The following is a 20494-nucleotide window of genomic DNA, read 5'->3' on the forward strand; positions in this document are numbered from 1 at the left end:
GTAAAGGGGGCTGCGTAATGTTACTTGTCGTGATTTTCGGCCTTGTCGCTCTTTTCGCTTTATGGGGAGTCTTGCGTTCTGTGAAAAACAAAAATATACTTGGATTTTTATTAGCCGGAGCCACCTTGTGTGTGTTTGGCTGGTTTACAGTGATGACGGTGATAAACAGCGGTTATCCTACTGCACATTAAAACCTGTATCCAATGGGATACAGGTTTATTTTTTATTGCTGTAAATGTTTATTCACGCTTTCTATTTTACTTTCAAGCGTCGTTTTTTTGTCCCGTCTGTCATCGATGCGAATGTTGGTCGCCACTCTGTGAAGCCCTTTTTGGAACGGCGCTTCGTGAATCGCCTGAATCACAGTAAAAAGGTCGCTGAGCTCGCCTTCAATCAGTGTGTTCATTGGTGTCAGCTGATATTTGATTTTCCCTTCTGCCTTGTAGCCCTCTAAAATTTTCTGCACATCCGCCACGTAGGCGCTCACACTAGGTGTTTCTGTTCCGATTGGGATAATGGTTACATCTGCGATAGCCATTAATTATTCCATCTCCTTTTTATCAATGATGATTGGCTTCATTTCATGTGATATTAATGAAATTATGCGCTCAAAATGAAAACCGTACAACGCATATTTTCCGTTCGGGGATACTTGGATCGGCTCCATTTCAGGCAAGGTAAGAAGATCCTGTGCCTTTCCCGATTTCATATCGATCGCTGACAGCTTATATGCGTCCCCGCTTTCTCTAAACGTGTAAAACAGACCGCCAGCCTCATCAAAATCATACTCCATCGTAGCCAGACTTGTATATTTGGTTTGGAGCGGCCATTCTGCTGTAACTGCTTCACCATTCAATTGCGGTGATGTAAATTTATACAAGCCGTTCTCTCCGGAATCTGCTTTGACGGTAAAGCTCATATTATGAAAAGAATCAAAGTAAAGGACATCCTCCTCCAGCTTTTTCTCCTTTTCAGAAGCAATATCATACGTATACAAAGGGCCTTCTTTATCGTTTCTTCCCTCTTTTAGATAGTCAAATGTGTCTTTTGAGGTCCAATGGACAAACGGTACCTGTATTCGACTTAAAGCAGACTTGTCTTTTTTGGCATCCACGTGATATGTATGGAAGTCCCAGTTTTCAGTGAATACCGTGACCATCATTTGATACGGATCATACTGATTCCATGCTGCCTCCAGCTCGTACGTTTCGTATTCTTTCTGGTACAGCTTCTCCCCTTTTTGATTCAGCAAAACTACTGCTGTCTGTTGGCTATGCGTGATCTGCAGCAGAATCATCTGTTTCTTGGGATTGATTTGAACATCAACGATTTGACCATCCGTCTGATAGAGCTTTTTCGTTTTGCCATTAAAGATTTGATATGCAAGAAGCTCTGTTTTTGTCGGCTCTGAGACAGTATAGAGAATGGTGTTGTTATTGAGCCAGCCTTCCGCTCCGTCCGCTTTTCCTGCTGGCAGCGGAACAATCTCTTTTTCCTCACTTTTTGCCGTCGCTGCCTGTTTTTGCTGCTGATGAGATGGTTCGCATGCCGATAAACAAACTAGCAATGCTGACAGCAGAATCAAACAAACTGATCTCATCAGCCTCCCCCTCCGATCATATTTATTGTCCCATATTTGATACGGCACGAAACAGAAAAAGTTTCAGTTATTCAAGAAAAAATAACGACCTCCATAAGATCCCGCTTGTCGCCTGATAAATATGTGAAAACTGCTCAAACGGCAAGGGATTTTGGCCTTTTCCAAGTTCCACCGTATAACCTTCCTTAAAATAGTGATGAATAAACCAGTCGCGGAATCCCGCATAGCTGTCAATATCCTTGACTCCTTTATAAATGTTTCCGCTTATCGTCTCAAAATCCTTTATTACCGCAGCCGATTCTTCGGGCTCAAGGCCTTTATATCCCCAATAGATTTCTTCTCCTTGAGTGTGAAGGGCCACCAGCCTGTCAGGCGGATCCGCTGTTATCAGCTGCTGCATCGCAATGGATTCCGGCTCTGTGAGCGGAGAAATTCCGGGAAAATCTCGGTAGCTGGGCGTTTTTGGTTTGCGGTATTTTTCAATTTCCCATAAAGACGGAAATTGTTTATTTAAATCAACTCCGTTAATATTTGCTTTCCATTCATTAAAATTCGGACGATTGCAGTTTAGTCTTTCGAGTTCATCTCTCCTGTCTCCCATGCCCGCTGATCCGTGTAAGACAAGATCAACGCCATCCGGATTCACAAGAGGAACAAGAGAAAGAGAGGTTCGGCTGAACAGCTCCAAAGGAGTAAAACCAAAGAAATTCGTATTATGACATAAAGAAAGGCAATATTCCTTCAGCCACTTCAGCAGTACAGACGTGGTAATCCACTCATTTGCATGAAACGATGCATTCATGTGAACTTTTTTGGAGGTATGCTCTCCCCCAACTGCCAGCTCCCAGATCGGCCTGCCCAAAACGGAACGTCCGATTTCCCGGCACGAAACAAACGGAAACACATTGATTATTTTTTTAATTTCCTCTTCGACAGCAAGAAAGTCATAGATTTTTTCTTGCTGCAGCCAGTCATCAGCAGGCTGCAGCTGCAGCGGGTGTAAAAAGCGCTTTACTTCCTGAATGGATTGAAGCTCCTTATCAGTGCTTTCTTCAATCTTATAACCCGGACAGTACAATTGATGTTTCTGTGCTGTTTGATTGGCACTTTTAAGCAATGTCTCATCTATCTTCAGTTCTCTTGCCAATAAAGCCAAATTGTATTTGATCTCAGGTTTTATCGTAATAAACGCCATCATCATCCCCCTTTTTGTTACTATATGACGGCGTTTTTTAAAAAAGAAAGCCTCCCGCATTTTTTGATACGGGAGACTTTGTGATCATGAGGCCTGATCAAGAATTTGTTTTTCTTTTCTTTTTGACGAATTGTCCAGTCTTTCCTGATCATAAAATCGTAACAAATCTCCGTAAATGATTTCATCAGAAAGTGAAAGCTCCTGCTTCGCTTTATCTGCAAATGTTTCACATTGCTTTGCCTCTTTCAAAGGCTTTCCGCTCGCTTTGTCATAACATAGACCGTCAGTATACACGATCTGGTCTGTGATAAAGCTTCCATCCCGCAGCACTGTAAAGTCCAGTTTGTCGTCAGAAAGCAGATCGTTGCCGAATTGAATGAAGTTCTTTGTATCAATACCTAACAGATTCATCAGCGTCGGCCGGATATCGATTTGTCCGCCTACCTTATCAATCGTTTTCGGCTTCTTGTCTGTAATTCCAGGAATATGAACGACAAACGGCACTTTTTGGAGCTGCACTTCTTCAAATGGTGTAATTTCTTTCCCTAAAAACTGCCCCATCGCTTCATTATGGTTTTCCGATATCCCGTAATGGTCACCGTATAAAACAATAATGGAGTTATCATATAACCCGTCTTCCTTTAACTTTTCGATAAATCGTTTCAGCGCCTCATCCTGATAACGAACAGTTGGGAAATACTTGTTTAACGTTTGGCTGCTTGAATCATATTCCTCAATCAATTTGTCCTCTTCATCAAGGTCAAACGGAAAGTGGTTCGTGAGTGTGATCAGCCTGGAGTAAAACGGCTGAGGCAGGTTTTTCATCAGCTCTGAAGACTGTTCAAAAAATTCTTTATCCTTCAGCCCCCAGCCGACTGAATTATCGTCATTGACATCATACGATTCAATATCAAAAAATGAATCATACCCAAATGAATCGTACATTAAGTCGCGATTCCAAAAGCTTTTATTATTGGCATGGAGCACCGCTGAATAATATCCGTTATTTTTGAGAATCTCTGGCGCGGCCATGTATTGATTGCCCGCATTTGTAAAGAACACAGCGCCTCGTCCAAGCGGATAAAGTGAATTGTCAACGATAAATTCAGAATCAGAGGTTTTCCCCTGCCCTGTTTGGTGGTAAACATTACTAAAGTTATAGCTTTCTTTTATAAAATCATTCAAAAACGGGGTGATTTCTTTTCCGTTCACCTTTTCATTGATCACAAAGCTTTGTGTCGACTCCAGAGATACAAGTATGACGTTTCTGCCTTTTGCGGCGCCAAATAAGTTCTTATTGGCATCTTTCGCATTGGCTGTGACATAGTTTTCAATTTCCGTCAGGCTGTTGCTGTCAGCCAGCGCTCTTTGTGCGGATTGCTTCGACTGAAGTACTCCGTCATAAATATGAAAATTAAACAGGCTGATATTTTTAACGAGCATTTCTCTGTCAAATGAGCGTGTCAATAGCTGCGGCCGTTCTGCCTCAGACAGACCTAAGTTGAAGAAATAAACGGAAGCCACAAACAAAAAATATGCCGCCCGTTCATTTTTCGTAGAGGTGATGTCTGATTGAAAGGCTTTTTGACGCATATGAAGCCATATTAAAATCACGATATCTACAGCCAATAGGAGGTCTGTCGGCTCAAGAAGCGTTCCGATGCTGCTTCCCAGATCACCCATATTGCTTGTTTGAAAAAGAACCGGAATCGTTAGGAAATCATTGTAAAAACGATAAAAAACCATATTCGCCAGCAAAACAAATGTGACAATACAACTCATGGCAATAATGTAACGATTTCTGTTTCTTCCCTTTAAAAACAGGCTGAAGCCAAAAATAAGCAGCAAAAAGCTCAATGGGTTGATAAACAGAATAAATTCCTGCGTAAGATTGTCAATTTTAATATGAAAACTGGTTTTGTAAACAACATACGTTTTCAGCCACATCATTAAAATGGCAATCAGCATAAATGAAATCATCGAAAAAAACGTTTTTCGCATTTCAACCTCCTATGCAGCACGCTCAAATAAATCAGTCTATTCACAACATTCTCATTAACACATCAAATTAAATCTTAACCTGAACATAACAAAAAATCAATTTCATTTTCACAAATTTAACAATTTTGGTGTTTCAGCCATTCATTCTTAGCAATCCAAGCCCCTCCGATAACGCCCGCATCATTTCCAAGCGCCGCAATAGATATATCAGCCGCTTCCGCAGCGCGCGGAAAGGCACATACACGGAATGTTTTCTCGACTTTGGATCTCAGCAATTCTCCGGCTCTTGAAACGCCGCCGCCGAGAACAATTTTTGACGGATTAAGCGAGCTGGCCAGATTGCCAAGCACCAGGCCAAGATGCTTAGCTACATAATCGACAACTTCAAGAGCTAATTCATCATTTTCATTTGCTGCTTCAAATACATCTCGTGCCGTTAAATGATCAGATGCTTTTAATTGAGTCGGCTTTTTAGCTTTTGCAATTTTCTCTTTTGCAATTCTAACAATGCCAGTTGCTGACGCGATGGTTTCAATACAGCCTGTTTTACCGCAGTTGCACGGCGCCCCGCCTTCAGGGATGCTGCAAATATGGCCGATTTCTCCGCCAGCGCCATTTATTCCGTGCACAATCTCCCCATTCACAATAATACCGCCGCCAACTCCTGTGCCTAGCGTAACGAGAATGACGTCTTTTGCGCCATCACCCGCACCCTTCCACATTTCTCCGAGCGCGGCAATATTCGCATCATTTTCTATAACCGCAGGGATGCCTGTTTCCGTTTCCAGATGATTTTTTAAAGCATAGTTTTTCCAGCCCAGATTTACCGTTTCATAAACGACCCCAGTTGCCATATCTACTGGCCCCGGTGCGCCCATTCCTATATATTTGACGATGTGCTTCGGTTTATGAAGCTCATCCAGCTTGCTGTCAATCGCTTTTGCTATTGTCACGGTAATGGTGTCACCGGACTTATCGGTCGGGACTTCCCATTTATGCTGAATCTCTCCATATTGATTAATAAATGCGAGTTTTATCGTCGTTCCTCCAAGATCGATTCCCGCAAACCATATCTCGTCCATTTTTATCACCTTTACCTTTACATAAATCTCTTCCGTTTTTTTGTTTGTTCCAGCTCTTTATGAAGGACAGCTGCCGCTTTAGCCCACTGCTCCTTCTCAATCATATGATTTATATATAGTTCCTTTAATTCATCAAGCATAAACTCAATTTCAAGCTCTCTGTCACCAAAGTAAACAATGTGTCCAAAAGTTTTTAACAGCTGCTGTACATCATAAAATGTATTCATATTCCTCACCATTCTTGATCTTAACTATAAATAGCGTAGTCATAAAGAACCGGCCAGTCAAGAAGAAAACGCTGACAAAAATACCCGGGATTCATTCCTTGGCAAATTCAACGTTTTCTCATCCAGTCATTTATTCTTTATTATTTTCAATTTGCTGCTGCAGTTCTATGTAACGCTTCTCCTTCGGCTTCAGCTTTACAGCGGTCCTGATTGCCTCGTCAGCTTGACCAAGTTCATTTTTTTCCGCATACAGCAATGCCAAATAGTAATAGGACGCATGGTCTTTAGGCTCTTTTTGCACAGCTCTTTCCAAAAGAGAAATCGCCTGATCATATTCGCCGATTTGAGTATCAGAAACTGCCAGGACTTTCAGAAGATCAGCTGAAGCGTCTTTCTGCTCTGCTTCACCGTTCAGCAATTCGGTTACTTCTTTATATTTTCCTTCCTGGTAAAGTTCATTTGCCTGCCGGATCAGCGCTGTCTCCTGATGGGACGGTGAATGCAATCCGTAATAGAGAAACCCGCCGGCCAGGGCAGCCAGCAGAATCGCTGACACCAGTTTTTTGCCCAAGGCTTTTGCTTTTGGCAAACCAAGTGCTGCCGCAGCAAGAAAACCGCCGGCCAAGCCGCCAATATGCCCAGAATTATCAATATTTGAGACCGCAAAGCCAAAACCCAGGTTTATCAGGATAATAACAATAATATTTGTGCCTATCGTTTTTAGAAACATTTTTCGGTTTGACACAGCTACATACAGCAATGCGCCTAAGCATCCGAATATGGCGCCTGAAGCACCGGCTGAAGGATACGGACTGAACACGAAGCTGGCGATCGATCCCGTGATACCCGCCGCCAAATAAATCAGCAAAAATCTGCCTGATCCATACATGCGCTCAACAGCGGTTCCAACCGACCATAAAGCCAGCGTGTTAAAGGCTAAATGCGCAAGACCGATGTGAAGCACAATCGGCGTCAGCAGGCGCCACCATTCTCCGGCTGCAATCAGGCCGTTTTCCTTAGCACCGAAAGCAACAAGCGTCTCCGTATTGGTGCTGCCTCCGTTTATTTCGAGCAGGAAAAACATCACGAGCTGCAGCGCGATGAACAAATATGTAAAGATCGGTTTTCCGTTCTGGAAAAACGCCGCTTCTTTTTTTCGCTGTTCTTCTTGTTTCTGCACTAGTAAAAAAAAGCGTTCTTTCGCCATTTGCGCGTGTTCCAATGAGTCTCGGTCTTCCGTCCATTCAACAGCATCAAGTGAGGGAAAAACTGCCTGCAGATCTTCATGAAGCGAAGTACCAGTCACAAGTGCCGTTTCAACGGATACCTGTCCTTTTTCAAAAGGCTTTTCAGCTATTTCCTCCCAGTCATCGACAGGGGCTTCCGCTGTAATCAGCACATTCAGCAGCTTCAAATGCCGCTTGCCGATAGACTTCCTGACATGCTCTACTCGCTCCGCCTGCACTTCTATGTCCCTTGCAATTTCTTGGCGAAAATCAATATTCTGTTTAAAGAGGCGAATCAGATCATGAGAGGATTTGTCCGGTGCTTCCAGCCATATTTCATCAGATTCACCGGATTGTATGACGCCATACCCTCTTCTTACTAAATGCGCCGCGACCTTCCAATATGTATACTCCAACAAATACATGTTTACCGCTCCAATGTTTTTTTTTCATTATAACAGCTGGTGCTCTTGACGCCTACTAAAAGCAAAAAATCCCGTGAAAACGGGATTTTTAAAAAGCTTGCTGTATAAACTTATTGCGGATAAACGGGATTCTTAAAAAAAGATGAATAAAGGACCGCCTGATCCCGGGCTGGCTGAGCACGGTATTCATGAGACGGTAACGGTTTTGGTAAAACATCACGGCAGAAACAGCACAAATGGCATAGATCATAAATTTTTTCATTATATCCCTCCTGCCATTAGGGTTTGTTATTCTTTCTTATTTATTCTTGACGGAGGGACGAGAAAGCTATGAAAAGCAAGAAATGATTCGTTCCTCAGTAACCAGCATTTGAACCGGGATATCATGTGACAGATGCGGCACGTGATCATACAGCTGGCATTCTAAAAGCAAAGAAACTGTGTTCCCTTTATAATCACTTAAATAACGATCATAATAACCGCCGCCAAAGCCAATCCTATAGCCGTTGGCATCGAAACATACGCCAGGCACGATCATCAAATCAATCTGTGATTGGATCACTTCATTCGTTTTCTCAATCATCGGCTCCTGAAGTCCGGCGTAAACCATTTCAAGCTGATCATCCGCTTGGAATGTGCGGAACTGCATTCTTTTCGTGTCGGGATCACACTTTGGAATACAAACTTCTTTCCCTTCGCCCCAGGCTTTTTCGATGATCGGCCGTGTCGGTACCTCCAGCCCTCTTGAAATGGTGACGGCTATGGTGCAGGCATTTTGCCACTCTTGGAGTGAAAATAAATGCTTGTTGATACGCGCAGTTTTCTTAGACAGTTCTTCACTCGATATCGCTGATAACGTTTCTATTGTTTCTTTTCTTAATTGTGATTTCATTTCCATCCCCCTCGGAATAGAAAAAAGCCAGAACCTTTTTCAAAGCTCTGGCTTTTTTCTTACACCTCAAACAGCTACGCTGTTATTTTGTTTCACGGTGTAACGTAGATTTTTTATCACGTGGGCAATATTTTTTAAATTCAACGCGGTCTGGATTGTTGCGTTTGTTCTTTTTAGAAATATAGTTACGCTCACCACATTCTGTGCAAGCCAAAGTAATATTAACGCGCATTGTTTTCCCTCCAAACTAAATATCATTTACTTATTCAGACTTATATATAATACCACTATAATGCACGGAATGCTAGGATGTTTTTCAATGAAATGATGATTTATTGGATAGACGCTGATAAAGCTGCAAATATGATGCTGTGATGATCCGTGGATGATGCAGTTTCATCACTTGTTCTCTGCCCGCTTCTTTTATCCGGCGGGCCTTTTCTTCATCTATTAATATGTTGTGAAGCCTATCGGCTGCCTCCCGTTCTTGCGAAAAATCAGCAGCAATTGCAGTTTTGTCATGAACGGCAAAGTCACAAAAACCGCCTGACTGTGAAACAGCTGTCAGCACGCCTTGTTCCATGCTTTCTTGTGCAGCGAGCCCAAAGGGTTCATAAAAGCTTGGGAAAACAGCCATTTCACATTGAGACAGTAACGTCACGATCTCTCTTCTATTTAAAAAAGGATAAAACATTACACTTTCCTTTATGCTCAATTGCTCAGCCTGTTTCTCATAGGCAGCAAGAAACGGCCCTTGTCCAGCTAGCACCAACTGAAGGTCAGGCCGGCATTTGTTCAGTATAGAAAATACCTTCAACAGCTGTGAAAACCCTTTTTCCGGAACAAACCTTCCAAACGAAAACAAGTATCTTTTATGAATGATCCTTTCAGCTAGGCCGCTTTTTGCCTGCAGAGACAGAGGGCTTGGGATGACGGTTATTTTTTCACGAAACGGATACGCCTCATTCATCGATCTCTTCATAAAAGTGCTTAACACAATCAGTTCGTCGGAAATGTCGAGGAGGAGCCTTTCCGTCAGCACCCTGTACGGATGAGGCGTTTCTTTGCATGCACGCTTCCTTCTGCTTTCAAGCCCGTGGATCGTTGCGGCAAGCGGAATGCCAAGCTGCTTTTTCAAATAATGAGCGGCAGGGGCCGTCATGTCATCATGGGCATGAATCAGATCAAAGCGTTCACTGCATGACAACACTTGTTGAACCATTCTAAAATTGACATCAGCTATAAAGTCTTCAACATTCGCATAGGAACATAGCTTACCGCTTGGAACGCATATCGTTATTTTGATATGCGGATTTAAATAGGAAATAAGACGACTCAAATGAACGCCAAGCCCGCTTTTCGGTTTATTAGGATGCTCGAATGAAAGCATAAGGATGTTCATTTCCCTCTTCCCTCACTGCAATAGCAGGTATAAGCAGAAAATTGCTCCTCCCACCTGGTATGTATTTCTGCATTGCGGAAACTGTTTATGTCGCTGACACCGTTTTCTGCAAGAAAGATGTCCTCTGTTTCAGCTAGTTTGAGAGAAACATTTATCGAATTCAGTATTCTGCATTCAGCGCGATATAAAGCATTACCAGGCACCTGAACAATGATCCATTTCCCTTTATCCCGTTTTATGCGTTTCGTCCTGACAGCTTCTATACCGTTTCTTTTCACGAAAATACGGATTTCTTTTATCATGTCCGGCGTTTTTTCGAAAAGCACGGTTTCCGCCAGTTTCATCGTCTCAACTGAAAGATTCCATCGGACTGTCAATGTGTGAGAGTTTTGGATGTTCATGTCGAATATGTCCCTAAAAAAAGGAATCCCGCTTCGAATGTTATGGGGAAATGAGTGTTTGTCCATAGGCTTCTCACATTCTCCTTTCCTTCCATTGGCTCGGTGATCCTATTAAACCATTACCCATAAAGGAAGAAAAGAAAGATTTCTCGACAAAAACTCGTTTTTTTCGCGAATTCCTTTAGAATCCACTTGTTTTATGGTATAAAAAAGAAGGATAAAAAAAGAATAGAAGGTGATGAAACGTGGAAATTGCTATTATTGCGTTGTTTATCGTCAGTATAGCGCTAATTGCATTCTCATATTCTCAACGAGATCCGATGAAAGATGTCGAGCAGGAGCTTGAAACATTGCAGCTTTCTGCTATGCAGGAAATTTATAAGCTCAAAAAGAAAATGACAGTGCTTGAGGAAGAATTACTTGAAACAAACCTTGTGATCCGCAAAGCAAAGAACAGCGGCATCAATCAAAAGATCGCCAAACAAATACTTTCTAAATATAATAACGGCATGTCAGCTGAAGCAATTGCTAAAGCTGAGCATGTATCAGTAGAAGACGTGAATACGATTATAAAAGATAATGAGAAGGTGCTCGTATGACAAAACGAGGCATTCAGGCATTTGCCGGCGGTATCATATTAGCGACAGCCGTTCTCGCAAGTGTTTTTTATCTGACAGATGAAGATCAAGCCGCTGCTGTAAAAGAACAAAAAACAGTAACCGAGCAGGACGTGAACAATTATCTCGATTCTAAAAAAATGGTTTCTGTTAACCGTGATGAATATCAAAAGCTTCTCGACTCAAAAGAGAAATCTCTGAGCGATGACAGCAGCTCAGACTCGAAAAACAAAGTAAAAACGTACAAGCTCATCATTAAAGACGGCATGAGCACCGCAGATGTATCAGCTATTCTTGAAAAAGAAGGCATTATTTCTTCAGCTAAGGACTTTAATGACTACGTGATCGACGCTGGGTATCACAAGGAGATCCGTGCCGGAGAATTTAAAGTAAAATCAGATATGAGCTTCAAAAAGATCGTTAAAACATTAACACGATAAAAAAACAGGCTATGTAACAGCCTGTTTTTTTTATCCGAATTTCCCTGTAATATAATCGAGTGTTCTTTGATCTCTCGGCTGAGAGAACATTTTATTTGTATTATCGCATTCAACAAGCTCACCCATGTAGAAAAATGCAGTTTGATCAGAAACCCTCGCTGCCTGCTGCATGTTGTGCGTCACGATAACGATGGTGTATTTATTTTTCAGCTGAAGAATGAGCTCTTCAATTTTTCTCGTCGAAATTGGATCTAGCGCAGATGTCGGCTCATCCATCAGCAAAATATCAGGATTTGTCGCAAGAGCTCTGGCGATACAGAGACGCTGCTGCTGGCCGCCTGATAATGAGAGTGCAGATGAATGCAAACGATCCTTCACCTCATCCCACAGCGCCACGTCTTTTAATGACTTTTCTACAATGTCTTGCAGCTTCTTTTTATTTTTGATGCCGTGAACTCTCGGTCCGTAAGCGACATTATCAAAAATTGATTGCGGAAACGGGTTTCCTTTCTGAAATACCATGCCGATATTTTTGCGTAAATCTACGATATCCACTTTATCCTTTAAAATGTTGCTGCCATTATAGTTCAGCTCACCCGCAAGCTTTACATTCGGCGTCATCTGAATCATTAAATTCAATGTTTTAATAAATGTCGATTTGCCGCATCCTGACGGCCCGATAATCGCCGTGACTTCGTTTTGATTAATATTCAAATTGATATTTTTCAAGGCATGGTTTTCCCCATACCATAAATTCATTCCGTTGACTTGATATACTTCCTGTTTCTTTACAGCTTCGGTAGCAATACTCATTGCCAGCCTCCTATCCGAATTTCCCGTTAATGTAATCCTCTGTTTTTTGCTGCTTCGGACTTGTGAAAATTTGTTCGGTCTGTCCGTATTCAACGATCTCGCCGTTTAAAAAGAAAGCCGTCCGGTCAGACACCCGCAGAGCCTGCTGCATATTGTGAGTGACAATAATAATTGAGTATTCGCTTTTCAATTCCGTAATCAATTCTTCTATTTTCGCATTCGAAATCGGATCTAGCGCTGAAGCAGGTTCATCAAGAAGAAGAACGGCCGGCTTCATCGCGAGTGTTCTGGCAATACATAAACGCTGCTGCTGACCGCCTGATAACGAGAGTGCAGATGAATGCAAACGGTCCTTTACTTCATCCCAGAGCGCCGCTTTTGTTAAGCTTTCTTCCACGATGTCGTCGAGCACTGATTTGTTCCGCTCTCCGGCATATTTTAATGCATGCGTGATATTATGGTAGATCGATTTTGGAAATGGATTCGGCTTTTGGAAGACCATGCCGATTTCTCTTCTTAAGCTGACAACGTTAATATTGCTTCCCAGTATATTTAATCCTTCATACAAAATTTCACCTTCGCTTCTTGCAGAAGGAATTAAGTCATTCATGCGGTTAATATTTCTAAGAAAAGTAGATTTGCCGCATCCTGACGGCCCAATCAAAGCGGTCACCGCATTTTTTTCAATCTCCATATTCACGTGACGAACGGCCTGTGTGTTTCCGTAGAAAATAGACAGATCTTTCATCTCGAGCACATGGTGCTGCTGAGGAATTATAACCGCACTCTCAGGCTTTTCTTTTAGCATTTGTTCAGACATTGTTTTCGCCTCTTTCCGGTCTAATTTGCCGTAAGCTTTTTATAGATTATTGTTCCAAGCCATCTCGCCGCGAGATTGAAGACTAGGACTGAAATCACCAGCACTGCAGAACCTCCGTTGGCAATCGCTTCAGCATCCGGAATCATCCCTTGCGTATTCACGTTCCAAATGTGGACCGCAAGTGTTTCAGCGGGTCTGAAAATATTAAGCGGCGATGTTTCAGAAAACGGATTCCACTCTGCAAAATTGAGGCGCGGCGTTGTAAGCCCTGCTGTAAATAATAAAGCCGCCGCTTCCCCGAACACCCTTCCTGACGCTAAAATGGCACCTGTGATGATGGAAGGGATCGCACTTGGTATTAAAACGGTTTTTACGGTATGCCAGCGAGAAACACCTAAAGCGAGCGATGCTTCCTTCAAATCTTTAGGGACTGAACGGACCGCGTCTTCTGTCACACGCACCATAACAGGAAGATTAAAGACCGTTAATGCCAGCGCCCCGCCTATGATCGTATATCCCCAGCCTGTCAGGTTAACAAACATCAGTAAGCCGAACATCCCAATTACAATTGATGGAAGAGATGAAAGGACCTCAATACACGTTCTGATAAAATCTGTCACTTTGTTGTTAGGCGCGTATTCCGCCATGAACACTCCGCCACCCACTCCGAGCGGGATGGTAATCAGCATCGTGATAAACAGAATATAAAAGGAGTTAAACAGCTGGTCTCGTATCCCGCCTCCTGCGGCAATGGCGCTTGATTTTGTCGTAATAAAATCAAAGCTGAGCTGAGAAACACCGTTAATAATAATATAGGAAAACAGACCGACTAGAATCGCGGCGATAATGGCTGCGCATAAACCGAACATTCCAGTCGCCAGTTTATCTGTTAATTTGCGGTTCATTACACTTTCCTCCTAGATGACAAGTAGCGAATAAGCAGGATGAATAAGAATGACATCACCAGCAGAACAAGTCCCATTGACCACAGCGTATTATTTTCAACGCTTCCGTATGTGGTATGGCCCATATTCAGCGTAATAATGGTTGTCAATGTTCCTGCGGTGTCAAACAGACTTTCAGGCAATACTCTTGTATTTCCAATGACCATTTGGACAGCCAGAGCCTCACCAAACGCACGCGCCATACCTAGGACAACGGCAGTCATTAATGTCGGAAAAGCTGCAGGAATGAGCACTTTTCTAATGGTCTGCCATCTTGTCGCACCGAGAGCGTAAGAACCTTCTCTTAAGCTTTTCGGAAGTGATGCCATCGCATCAGCTGAGATAGATGTAATCGTCGGCAGAATCATAATAGAAAGCACAATCGTTCCCGCCAATAAACTGTGTCCTGTTCCGCTCGTTTTGAACTGAGCAATAAAAGGCACCAATACTGTAAGACCTATGAATCCATAAACAACAGATGGGATGCCGACCAATAATTCGATCACCGGCTGCAGCACTTTCTTCCCCCAATTCGGCGCAATTTCTGTCATAAAGATCGCACCTGCTATGCCGAGCGGCGCAGCAATGAGAGCGGAGAGAATCGTTACTGCAAATGAGCCAAAGATAAAAGGCAGCACTCCGTATTTCGGATCAGAATCTGTTGGGTTCCAATTCAGACTCGTTAAGAATTCAATTGGGCTTACACCATTTACAAGAAAAGATTGCAGCCCCTTAATGCCGAGGAAAATGGTGATCGCCACAGATGCCGCTATCATTATAAGGGCGCAGGCTGTCACGATCATTCTTCCCCGAACTTCATCCAATTGCCTATTTTGCCTTGAGCTGATTAAACGTTCGCTCACAGACATATTTTCTCTATTGTTTATCATTGTTTTACACTCCTATGAATGTGTTAAGAGGAGAAACGGAAGTCTCCGCACTCCTCTTTTTATTTAGATCAGCTTTGCTTCCCTTTGGCATCGCGAGTCACTTTCATATCAGTCACCGGAATGTACCCTTGGTCAGTTACAATGCTTTTTTGAATGTCTTCACTCTTTAGATAATCAAGAAATTCTTTCGCTAGATCTTTCGCTTCGCCTTTTGTATAAGAATGCTGATAAGCCCAGATTGGATATTCTCCAGTTGTAACGTTTTTCGCTTCAGGCTTCACACCGTCAATAGATAAAGCTGTTACTTTGTCATCTGTTAAATATGAGAATGCAAGATATCCAATCGCTCCCGGAGTATCAGCAATGATTTTTTTCACAGTGTTGGAAGAATCCTCAGTAATGCCTTCTGCCGGTTCTTCTCCGTCAAGCGCATATTTTACAAATGTAGCACGTGTACCTGAAGAATCAGGACGGTTTACAAGCGTAATTTTTTGATCCTTTCCGCCAAGCTCTTTCCAGTTTTTGATTTTGCCAGTGAAGATTTTTTTCAATTCATCTTTTGAGATATCTTTTACACCTGTGTCAGGGTTTACAGCCGCTGCCATACCGACTACTCCAACTTGATGGTCTACAAGCGCTTTTGCGTCGATACCTTCTTTTTCTTCAGCGAAAACATCTGAATTTCCGATTTGAACAGCCCCTTCAGAGACTTGAGAAAGCCCTGTTCCAGACCCCCCTGCTTGTACCTGTATATCAGCATCAGGGTTTTCTTCCATAAATTTTTCTGCAGCTGCAAGTACTAATGGCTGCATGGCCGATGAACCAGAAATGGTTAAAGAACCTGATGCCTTTTCTTCTCCTTTTGCAGAGCCGCTATTTGTTTTTTCACTTTCTCCTGCGTTTCCGCATGCAGCTGCAATCATCATAAAAGCAGCCATCAGAAGCATAAGCACCAATTTGTTTTTTTTCATTTCCTGAATTCCCCCTGCGTATAATGTGTAATTTGTCCTACACGTATAGAGTAAAGGTTCTATGTAAAATAGGTTTAAATCGAATGTTAAGGTTTTGTAAATCCGTGCATTTTTTTGTATAAAAAAAACGCCCACATGATGTGGGCGTTTCTGTTTAGTTATCCGAAGACGTTGTGTTTTCTGCTTTTTCTTCAATTTTGTCTTTATTTTTTTGCTGAGTATCTTCTTTGTCCTGCTTCGATTTCAGCTCAAAATATTTATCCAATACTTCTCTGCCGATTTCGTTCGTAATGGTATATTTAGCGCTGTAATCTACATAAGCCCAAGGAACTACAACAGAGATGGCAACCTCAGGGTTATCAGCAGGGGCATAAGCAACAAGTGTTGTATTATAAGTACTTTCACCTGTTTTTGATTTATTTGGTCCGTCATAGAACGATTGTGCTGTTCCTGTTTTAGCAGCAGGTTTATAAGATGCTGAAGCAAATTGACTTGCCGCAGTTCCTTTAGTCGCGACTCGTCTAAACCCGGCTTGAACCTCTTTAATATAATCGCTTTTCATGTCCACTTTATTCAGCACTTCAGGCTGAACAGATTGTACGACCGCCCCGATTCCTTTTTCTGCATCAGGTTCCCTTACTTCTTTTACAAGCTGAGGTTTCAAGCGGTAGCCACCATTTGCGATTGTTGATACATATTGTGCTAGTTCGAGCGGTGTGTACGTATCATATTGGCCGATAGCATAGTCAAGCAAGAATCCCGTCAATCTGCTTGTTCCTTTATAGCCTGTCATTTCATTTGGAAGGTCAATCCCAGTTTTTACACCAAGTCCAAATTGACTGAAATAATTCCGGAACGTATCAAAAGCCGTCGTATCAATCGGTAAAGCTTGATGCGGTTTATATTCACCTTTTCCAAGTGCGATTGCAGTTTTAAACATGAATACGTTTGAAGACTGCTCTAAGGCTCTTTGAATATTAACAGGTCCCAAAGTAGTCCACGATTTTTTGCCGTTTTTATCCTGGCCAATATATAATGGTTCATCCTGAAAAACTGTATTCAGATTGATGGCACCGGTTTGAAGACCTGTCAGTACAGTTGCGCCTTTGACAGCTGATCCCATAGCATAAGATGACGTCATATTCCCTAGTGCGTAATCATCAATTTTATATTTCCCGTTTTCTGTTTTAATCTGCTTACCCGCCATCGTCAGCACTTCGCCGTTTCTCGGGTCCATCATGACGACAAATGCCCGGTCTAACAATTCAGTACTTGGTCTTGCTTTAGCAGATTTGAGATTTTTCTCGATAATTTTTTCAACTGATTTTTGCAAGTCAATGTCAATCGTAAGCACGAGATCTTTACCGGCTTTCCCTTCAGAAACGGTCTTTGTTCCCGTTACATTGCCATTTGAATCTGTGATATTTTCCACCTTTGCTTTTTGGCCCTGCAAAAGGCTTTCGTATTGATATTCCAGATAACTTTTTCCTACCCTGTCGTTTCTGCTGTAGCCGAGCGACAGATAATGGTCGAGCAGATTTGACGGTAATCCTTCATCAGAGCTGGAAACACTTCCAAGCACGGAACGGAGAAGATTTTTATACGGATATTCACGTTCCCAGTCTGACGTGACATCAACACCCGGCAGTTCATCTAAATGTTCACTTACAACTGCCATTTCTTTCGCTGATACATCTTCATTTTTGATGTATTGCGGTGTTAACGCATATCCGGAGTCCATCTGTCTTTTAATGGCGAGAATCTGCATGTCTTTATCAGTCAATTCATTCAGCTGTTTATCGGTAATCCGTTTTAGCTGGAGCTGATATAAATCATCATCTGATAATTTTTTATTTTCTACCTGCTGTCTTTCCTTAGAAGTAATCAGCTTTTTCGCTTCTTTTGGTCTAGTCAAAATCCAATAATCTTTTTTATCTCGTTCTGTTACTTTTTTTGTCTCGACTTTAATCATATCTGCCAGCTTTTTTGCGATTTTCAGACGCTGTTCTTGCGTTGTAGATTTAGATCTGGTGTATGTAATCGCATTTAAAGCCTTATTTGTTACAATGGCATTAAAATTCCGATCATAAATTTTCCCGCGCGGCACCGCCGAGCTGACTTCACTTTGTTCCTGCTGATTGGCTTGATTTTTGTAATCATCGCCTTGAACGATCTGCTTAATGCCAAGCTCCACAATAATCCAGGTGAATATAACAAAAGCGGCCAAAAATAAAATATTCAGCCGGATCGGAAGCGACTTCTTTTTCTCTTTATGATTTTGCTTTTTTTGTTTATTTCTCCTCATAACATCACCTTTTTCTATTTACAGAAAGAAAAGACACTCACGTAAGAGTGCCATTTTTCATTTTAAAGGTTTTTTCGACTTTTTTCTACAGATAACCCCTTATTGCCAAAAAATTATCTTTCGCCTTTTAAAAGGTTCGGTTCAGTCACCCGTTTGTGGCCGTCTTCTTCCATAGTTTCATTTTCCTCTTCTTTCTCTTTAAAACGAATATCCTTGACAAAGTAATAAATGAGCGGATGCCCGATGCCCAAGATGGCAAGCGACAACGGTATACCCATATCTTCTTTAAAAAGGGCCACGATAAGGAGAAAGCATAAAATCGAAACAATTCTGCCGGCGTTTAAAAACATTTCTCTCAGCACGATATATTCAATTCTCGCTTTTCTGGCATGTCTGGCCCGTCCTATGACATCATATGTAAGCGATACATAAGGCACGAGCAAAAGAGGATAGCCGATCGCAATAAACACGCCGTACGTCAATAATGTCGTAAAGCTCATATGAAAGAGTATCAAAAACAGCGCACCATAGAGAATAAGGCCGCCCAGCAAAATTGATTTTTTACGGGCCTTCTTCTTGATCAGCCTTGAAGCAAAATAATAGGCAAAAAAGGAAACAGCAGAGTTGACGAGACCAAAGGTTCCGAGGGCCAGTTCGCTGTTTGTCTCAATAAACACAAAAACACTGATTAAAAAGACGAAAATCCCTTCTCTCAAGCCCTGAAAAAAATGCGCATTTGTAATTCGCCGCCAGTTCATATTAGTGTGGCGTTCTCCAAATACCTTACTCAGCATAAATTGGCCCTTTGATTCTCTCCGTTTTAGGAAGAAGCTCATCACGACAGCCAGTGCAAATAAACTGAGGGAGAGACTGAAAATGACAGTGTAACCCGTATTATTTTCAAGCCTTGAGATGACAAATCCTGCAACAATCGGACCAATCATTCCTGCGGATGAGGACAGGATGCCCATAAAGCCGTTGAAAAAATCCCGCGTATCAGGCTCTGTTATTTCAAAGGTGAGCACATTAAACGCGAGCCAGTAAAATCCATAGCCTACTCCGAGCACCGCTCCGATGAGAACAAGACGTGATGCAGCAGTTTCTCCAGCCAGCAGCACACTTAAATAAAATGCTGCTAAAAAAATCACTCCAAATCTAAGAATGAAAACCCGGTCTATTTTTTTGGCTAAACGGCCAGCTAAATAAAATGTTATCGGCTGCATCGTCACAATCGATAAGTTGTATATCGCCAAATCAATAAATTTTCCTGACTGCTTCCAGAGATACACATTCACAAATGTATTGGAAAGCGCAATTCCTAACGAGTAAAGACCGCCAACGGTCAGCAGAAGAAGTAATCCTTTATTTACATTTACATCTCCAATTACCTTTTTTAGTTTGCTCATTACTGACTCCCCTTTACTACCCCTTAGTCTGTCTCACTGAAACCGAGATATGTAAAGAGAAGACATAAAAAAACAAGGCCCTTTTATGAGGGCCTTGTTTTGCGTTATTATTTTGCTGCGCTGTAAAGACGAGCAACTTCGTCCCAGTTTACCACATTCCAGAAAGCTGAAATGTAATCAGGACGGCGGTTTTGATAGTTAAGGTAGTAAGCATGCTCCCAAACATCAAGACCTAGGATAGGCGTTTTGCCTTCAGAAAGCGGAGAATCTTGGTTTGGCGTGCTTGTGATTTCAAGTTTGCCGTTGTTTACAACAAGCCATGCCCAGCCTGAACCGAAACGTCCAGCTGCTGCTGCAGCGAATTGTTCTTTGAATTTGTCAAAGCTTCCAAATACACTGTTGATCTCTTCAGCAAGCTCGCCAGTTGGCTCGCCACCGCCGTTTGGAGATAAAAGTGTCCAGAATAATTTGTGGTTCGCGTGTCCGCCGCCATTGTTGCGGACTGCTGTGCGGATGTTTTCAGGAACAGAATCTAGATCTGCAACAAGCTCTTCAACTGATTTGTTTGCAAGAGCAGTGTTTCCTTCAACCGCTTTGTTTAAATTTGTAACGTATGTGTTATGGTGCTTCGTATGGTGAATATTCATAGTTTCCTTGTCGATATGCGGTTCTAAAGCATCGTACGCATAAGGTAATTCTGGAAGTTCGTAAGCCATGATAATTCCTCCTTAATATATATGTACTGAAATGCCGCTTCACAGCGAGCCTTTCTTCATTCAATGTAACAAAAGAACGCCGTGTAATCAATGAAAAAGCTCACAATTTGGCTATTTCAGC

The 20494-nt window shown here is 42.1% G+C and carries 22 protein-coding genes and 1 pseudogene; 3 read left to right on the forward strand and 20 right to left on the reverse strand.

The annotated features are described in order from the left end of the window. The first annotated feature begins 17 nt into the window (after positions 1 to 17). Positions 18 to 191, forward strand: a complete 174-nt coding sequence (locus tag WA325_RS04185) for a DUF2759 domain-containing protein (protein ID WP_010334935.1) — start codon at positions 18 to 20, stop codon at positions 189 to 191. A gap of 32 nt (positions 192 to 223) precedes the next feature. Here the strand turns inward: WA325_RS04185 and WA325_RS04190 are convergent, their stop codons facing one another. The 12 genes and pseudogenes from WA325_RS04190 to WA325_RS04245 all read right to left on the reverse strand — a co-directional run bounded on the left by WA325_RS04190 (position 224) and on the right by WA325_RS04245 (position 10517). After that, on the reverse strand, positions 224 to 538 hold the full coding sequence (locus WA325_RS04190; protein WP_010334936.1) for an MTH1187 family thiamine-binding protein: 315 nt from the start codon (positions 536 to 538) through the stop codon (positions 224 to 226). 3 nt (positions 539 to 541) lie between these two features. Next, entirely contained in the window at positions 542 to 1600 is a 1059-nt protein-coding gene (locus WA325_RS04195; RefSeq protein ID WP_336183226.1) for a hypothetical protein, read from the reverse strand. 67 nt (positions 1601 to 1667) lie between these two features. Continuing rightward, positions 1668 to 2798 carry a M14 family metallopeptidase gene (locus tag WA325_RS04200; protein ID WP_336183396.1) on the reverse strand — a complete coding sequence of 377 codons (1131 nt, stop codon included), beginning with the start codon at positions 2796 to 2798 and terminating at the stop codon, positions 1668 to 1670. A gap of 81 nt (positions 2799 to 2879) precedes the next feature. Continuing rightward, positions 2880 to 4796 carry an LTA synthase family protein gene (locus WA325_RS04205; RefSeq protein ID WP_105955568.1) on the reverse strand — a complete coding sequence of 639 codons (1917 nt, stop codon included), beginning with the start codon at positions 4794 to 4796 and terminating at the stop codon, positions 2880 to 2882. 116 nt (positions 4797 to 4912) lie between these two features. Then, the gene (glcK, locus tag WA325_RS04210) at positions 4913 to 5878 is read right to left on the reverse strand and encodes a glucose kinase GlcK (RefSeq protein WP_105955567.1); all 966 of its coding nucleotides are present in this window, start codon (positions 5876 to 5878) and stop codon (positions 4913 to 4915) included. A gap of 13 nt (positions 5879 to 5891) precedes the next feature. Further along, positions 5892 to 6105, reverse strand: a pseudogene (locus tag WA325_RS04215) (YqgQ family protein); the annotation flags it as partial. 130 nt (positions 6106 to 6235) lie between these two features. Continuing rightward, complete coding sequence (gene yqgP, locus WA325_RS04220) at positions 6236 to 7756, reverse strand: rhomboid protease YqgP (RefSeq protein WP_227597759.1); 1521 nt, start codon at positions 7754 to 7756, stop codon at positions 6236 to 6238. Positions 7757 to 7844: 88 nt separating this feature from the next. Next, on the reverse strand, positions 7845 to 8018 hold the full coding sequence (locus tag WA325_RS04225) for a hypothetical protein (protein ID WP_024122059.1): 174 nt from the start codon (positions 8016 to 8018) through the stop codon (positions 7845 to 7847). A 66-nt stretch (positions 8019 to 8084) separates the two neighbouring features. Next, on the reverse strand, positions 8085 to 8648 hold the full coding sequence (locus WA325_RS04230; RefSeq protein WP_336183227.1) for a 5-formyltetrahydrofolate cyclo-ligase: 564 nt from the start codon (positions 8646 to 8648) through the stop codon (positions 8085 to 8087). An 82-nt stretch (positions 8649 to 8730) separates the two neighbouring features. After that, positions 8731 to 8880, reverse strand: coding sequence for a 50S ribosomal protein L33 (gene rpmG / locus WA325_RS04235; RefSeq protein WP_003153056.1), 150 nt, complete (start codon positions 8878 to 8880; stop codon positions 8731 to 8733). A gap of 84 nt (positions 8881 to 8964) precedes the next feature. After that, positions 8965 to 10050 (reverse strand): glycosyltransferase family 4 protein, encoded by a 1086-nt coding sequence (locus tag WA325_RS04240; RefSeq protein ID WP_248338889.1) that lies wholly within the window; start codon positions 10048 to 10050, stop codon positions 8965 to 8967. Then, positions 10047 to 10517 carry a hypothetical protein gene (locus WA325_RS04245; protein WP_248338891.1) on the reverse strand — a complete coding sequence of 157 codons (471 nt, stop codon included), beginning with the start codon at positions 10515 to 10517 and terminating at the stop codon, positions 10047 to 10049. Before WA325_RS04245 ends, WA325_RS04240 begins: the two co-directional genes overlap by 4 nt. 179 nt (positions 10518 to 10696) lie before the next feature. On the opposite strand from WA325_RS04245, the gene WA325_RS04250 reads away from it, so the two are divergent. Continuing rightward, positions 10697 to 11050, forward strand: a complete 354-nt coding sequence (locus tag WA325_RS04250) for a hypothetical protein (RefSeq protein ID WP_010334943.1) — start codon at positions 10697 to 10699, stop codon at positions 11048 to 11050. Beyond that, entirely contained in the window at positions 11047 to 11508 is a 462-nt protein-coding gene (locus WA325_RS04255) for an endolytic transglycosylase MltG (RefSeq protein ID WP_024122063.1), read from the forward strand. Before WA325_RS04250 ends, WA325_RS04255 begins: the two co-directional genes overlap by 4 nt. 30 nt (positions 11509 to 11538) lie before the next feature. Here the strand turns inward: WA325_RS04255 and pstB (WA325_RS04260) are convergent, their stop codons facing one another. The 8 genes from pstB (WA325_RS04260) to sodA all read right to left on the reverse strand — a co-directional run bounded on the left by pstB (WA325_RS04260) (position 11539) and on the right by sodA (position 20373). After that, the gene (pstB, locus tag WA325_RS04260) at positions 11539 to 12321 is read right to left on the reverse strand and encodes a phosphate ABC transporter ATP-binding protein PstB (RefSeq protein WP_198098341.1); all 783 of its coding nucleotides are present in this window, start codon (positions 12319 to 12321) and stop codon (positions 11539 to 11541) included. A gap of 10 nt (positions 12322 to 12331) precedes the next feature. Further along, a complete protein-coding gene (pstB, locus tag WA325_RS04265; protein ID WP_336183228.1) occupies positions 12332 to 13141 on the reverse strand; it encodes a phosphate ABC transporter ATP-binding protein PstB in 810 nt (269 codons plus the stop codon). 20 nt (positions 13142 to 13161) lie between these two features. Further along, complete coding sequence (pstA, locus tag WA325_RS04270) at positions 13162 to 14046, reverse strand: phosphate ABC transporter permease PstA (protein ID WP_024122066.1); 885 nt, start codon at positions 14044 to 14046, stop codon at positions 13162 to 13164. Next, positions 14046 to 14975, reverse strand: a complete 930-nt coding sequence (gene pstC, locus WA325_RS04275) for a phosphate ABC transporter permease subunit PstC (RefSeq protein WP_024122067.1) — start codon at positions 14973 to 14975, stop codon at positions 14046 to 14048. The genes pstA and pstC overlap by 1 nt, the downstream gene beginning before the upstream one ends. A gap of 68 nt (positions 14976 to 15043) precedes the next feature. Next, a complete protein-coding gene (locus WA325_RS04280; protein WP_336183229.1) occupies positions 15044 to 15946 on the reverse strand; it encodes a phosphate ABC transporter substrate-binding protein in 903 nt (300 codons plus the stop codon). Positions 15947 to 16100: 154 nt separating this feature from the next. After that, positions 16101 to 18251 (reverse strand): penicillin-binding protein 2A, encoded by a 2151-nt coding sequence (gene pbpA, locus WA325_RS04285; RefSeq protein ID WP_202852932.1) that lies wholly within the window; start codon positions 18249 to 18251, stop codon positions 16101 to 16103. 113 nt (positions 18252 to 18364) lie between these two features. Further along, complete coding sequence (locus WA325_RS04290; RefSeq protein WP_024122070.1) at positions 18365 to 19657, reverse strand: MFS transporter; 1293 nt, start codon at positions 19655 to 19657, stop codon at positions 18365 to 18367. Positions 19658 to 19764: 107 nt separating this feature from the next. Further along, the gene (gene sodA, locus WA325_RS04295) at positions 19765 to 20373 is read right to left on the reverse strand and encodes a superoxide dismutase SodA (RefSeq protein WP_044154540.1); all 609 of its coding nucleotides are present in this window, start codon (positions 20371 to 20373) and stop codon (positions 19765 to 19767) included. Between the last annotated feature and the right edge of the window lie 121 nt (positions 20374 to 20494).

Origin of the sequence: Bacillus sp. 205(2023), from assembly GCF_037027485.1 — a bacterium.
Taxonomy (GTDB): domain Bacteria; phylum Bacillota; class Bacilli; order Bacillales; family Bacillaceae; genus Bacillus; species Bacillus halotolerans.

Bases quoted from the DNA above. Each gene is read 5' to 3' on its own strand.
- glcK (WP_105955567.1), bottom strand. From the start codon at position 5,878: ATGGACGAGATATGGTTTGCGGGAATCGATCTTGGAGGAACGACGATA.
- WA325_RS04195 (WP_336183226.1), bottom strand. From the start codon at position 1,600: ATGAGATCAGTTTGTTTGATTCTGCTGTCAGCATTGCTAGTTTGTTTA.
- pstB (WP_198098341.1), bottom strand. From the start codon at position 12,321: ATGAGTATTGCTACCGAAGCTGTAAAGAAACAGGAAGTATATCAAGTC.
- yqgP (WP_227597759.1), bottom strand. From the start codon at position 7,756: ATGTATTTGTTGGAGTATACATATTGGAAGGTCGCGGCGCATTTAGTA.
- pbpA (WP_202852932.1), bottom strand. From the start codon at position 18,251: ATGAGGAGAAATAAACAAAAAAAGCAAAATCATAAAGAGAAAAAGAAG.
- rpmG (WP_003153056.1), bottom strand. From the start codon at position 8,880: ATGCGCGTTAATATTACTTTGGCTTGCACAGAATGTGGTGAGCGTAAC.
- pstA (WP_024122066.1), bottom strand. From the start codon at position 14,046: ATGAACCGCAAATTAACAGATAAACTGGCGACTGGAATGTTCGGTTTA.
- pstB (WP_336183228.1), bottom strand. From the start codon at position 13,141: ATGTCTGAACAAATGCTAAAAGAAAAGCCTGAGAGTGCGGTTATAATT.
- WA325_RS04225 (WP_024122059.1), bottom strand. From the start codon at position 8,018: ATGAAAAAATTTATGATCTATGCCATTTGTGCTGTTTCTGCCGTGATG.
- pstC (WP_024122067.1), bottom strand. From the start codon at position 14,975: ATGATAAACAATAGAGAAAATATGTCTGTGAGCGAACGTTTAATCAGC.
- WA325_RS04280 (WP_336183229.1), bottom strand. From the start codon at position 15,946: ATGAAAAAAAACAAATTGGTGCTTATGCTTCTGATGGCTGCTTTTATG.
- WA325_RS04240 (WP_248338889.1), bottom strand. From the start codon at position 10,050: ATGAACATCCTTATGCTTTCATTCGAGCATCCTAATAAACCGAAAAGC.
- WA325_RS04200 (WP_336183396.1), bottom strand. From the start codon at position 2,798: ATGATGGCGTTTATTACGATAAAACCTGAGATCAAATACAATTTGGCT.
- WA325_RS04185 (WP_010334935.1), top strand. From the start codon at position 18: ATGTTACTTGTCGTGATTTTCGGCCTTGTCGCTCTTTTCGCTTTATGG.
- sodA (WP_044154540.1), bottom strand. From the start codon at position 20,373: ATGGCTTACGAACTTCCAGAATTACCTTATGCGTACGATGCTTTAGAA.
- WA325_RS04245 (WP_248338891.1), bottom strand. From the start codon at position 10,517: ATGGACAAACACTCATTTCCCCATAACATTCGAAGCGGGATTCCTTTT.
- WA325_RS04230 (WP_336183227.1), bottom strand. From the start codon at position 8,648: ATGAAATCACAATTAAGAAAAGAAACAATAGAAACGTTATCAGCGATA.
- WA325_RS04255 (WP_024122063.1), top strand. From the start codon at position 11,047: ATGACAAAACGAGGCATTCAGGCATTTGCCGGCGGTATCATATTAGCG.
- WA325_RS04290 (WP_024122070.1), bottom strand. From the start codon at position 19,657: ATGAGCAAACTAAAAAAGGTAATTGGAGATGTAAATGTAAATAAAGGA.
- WA325_RS04205 (WP_105955568.1), bottom strand. From the start codon at position 4,796: ATGCGAAAAACGTTTTTTTCGATGATTTCATTTATGCTGATTGCCATT.
- WA325_RS04190 (WP_010334936.1), bottom strand. From the start codon at position 538: ATGGCTATCGCAGATGTAACCATTATCCCAATCGGAACAGAAACACCT.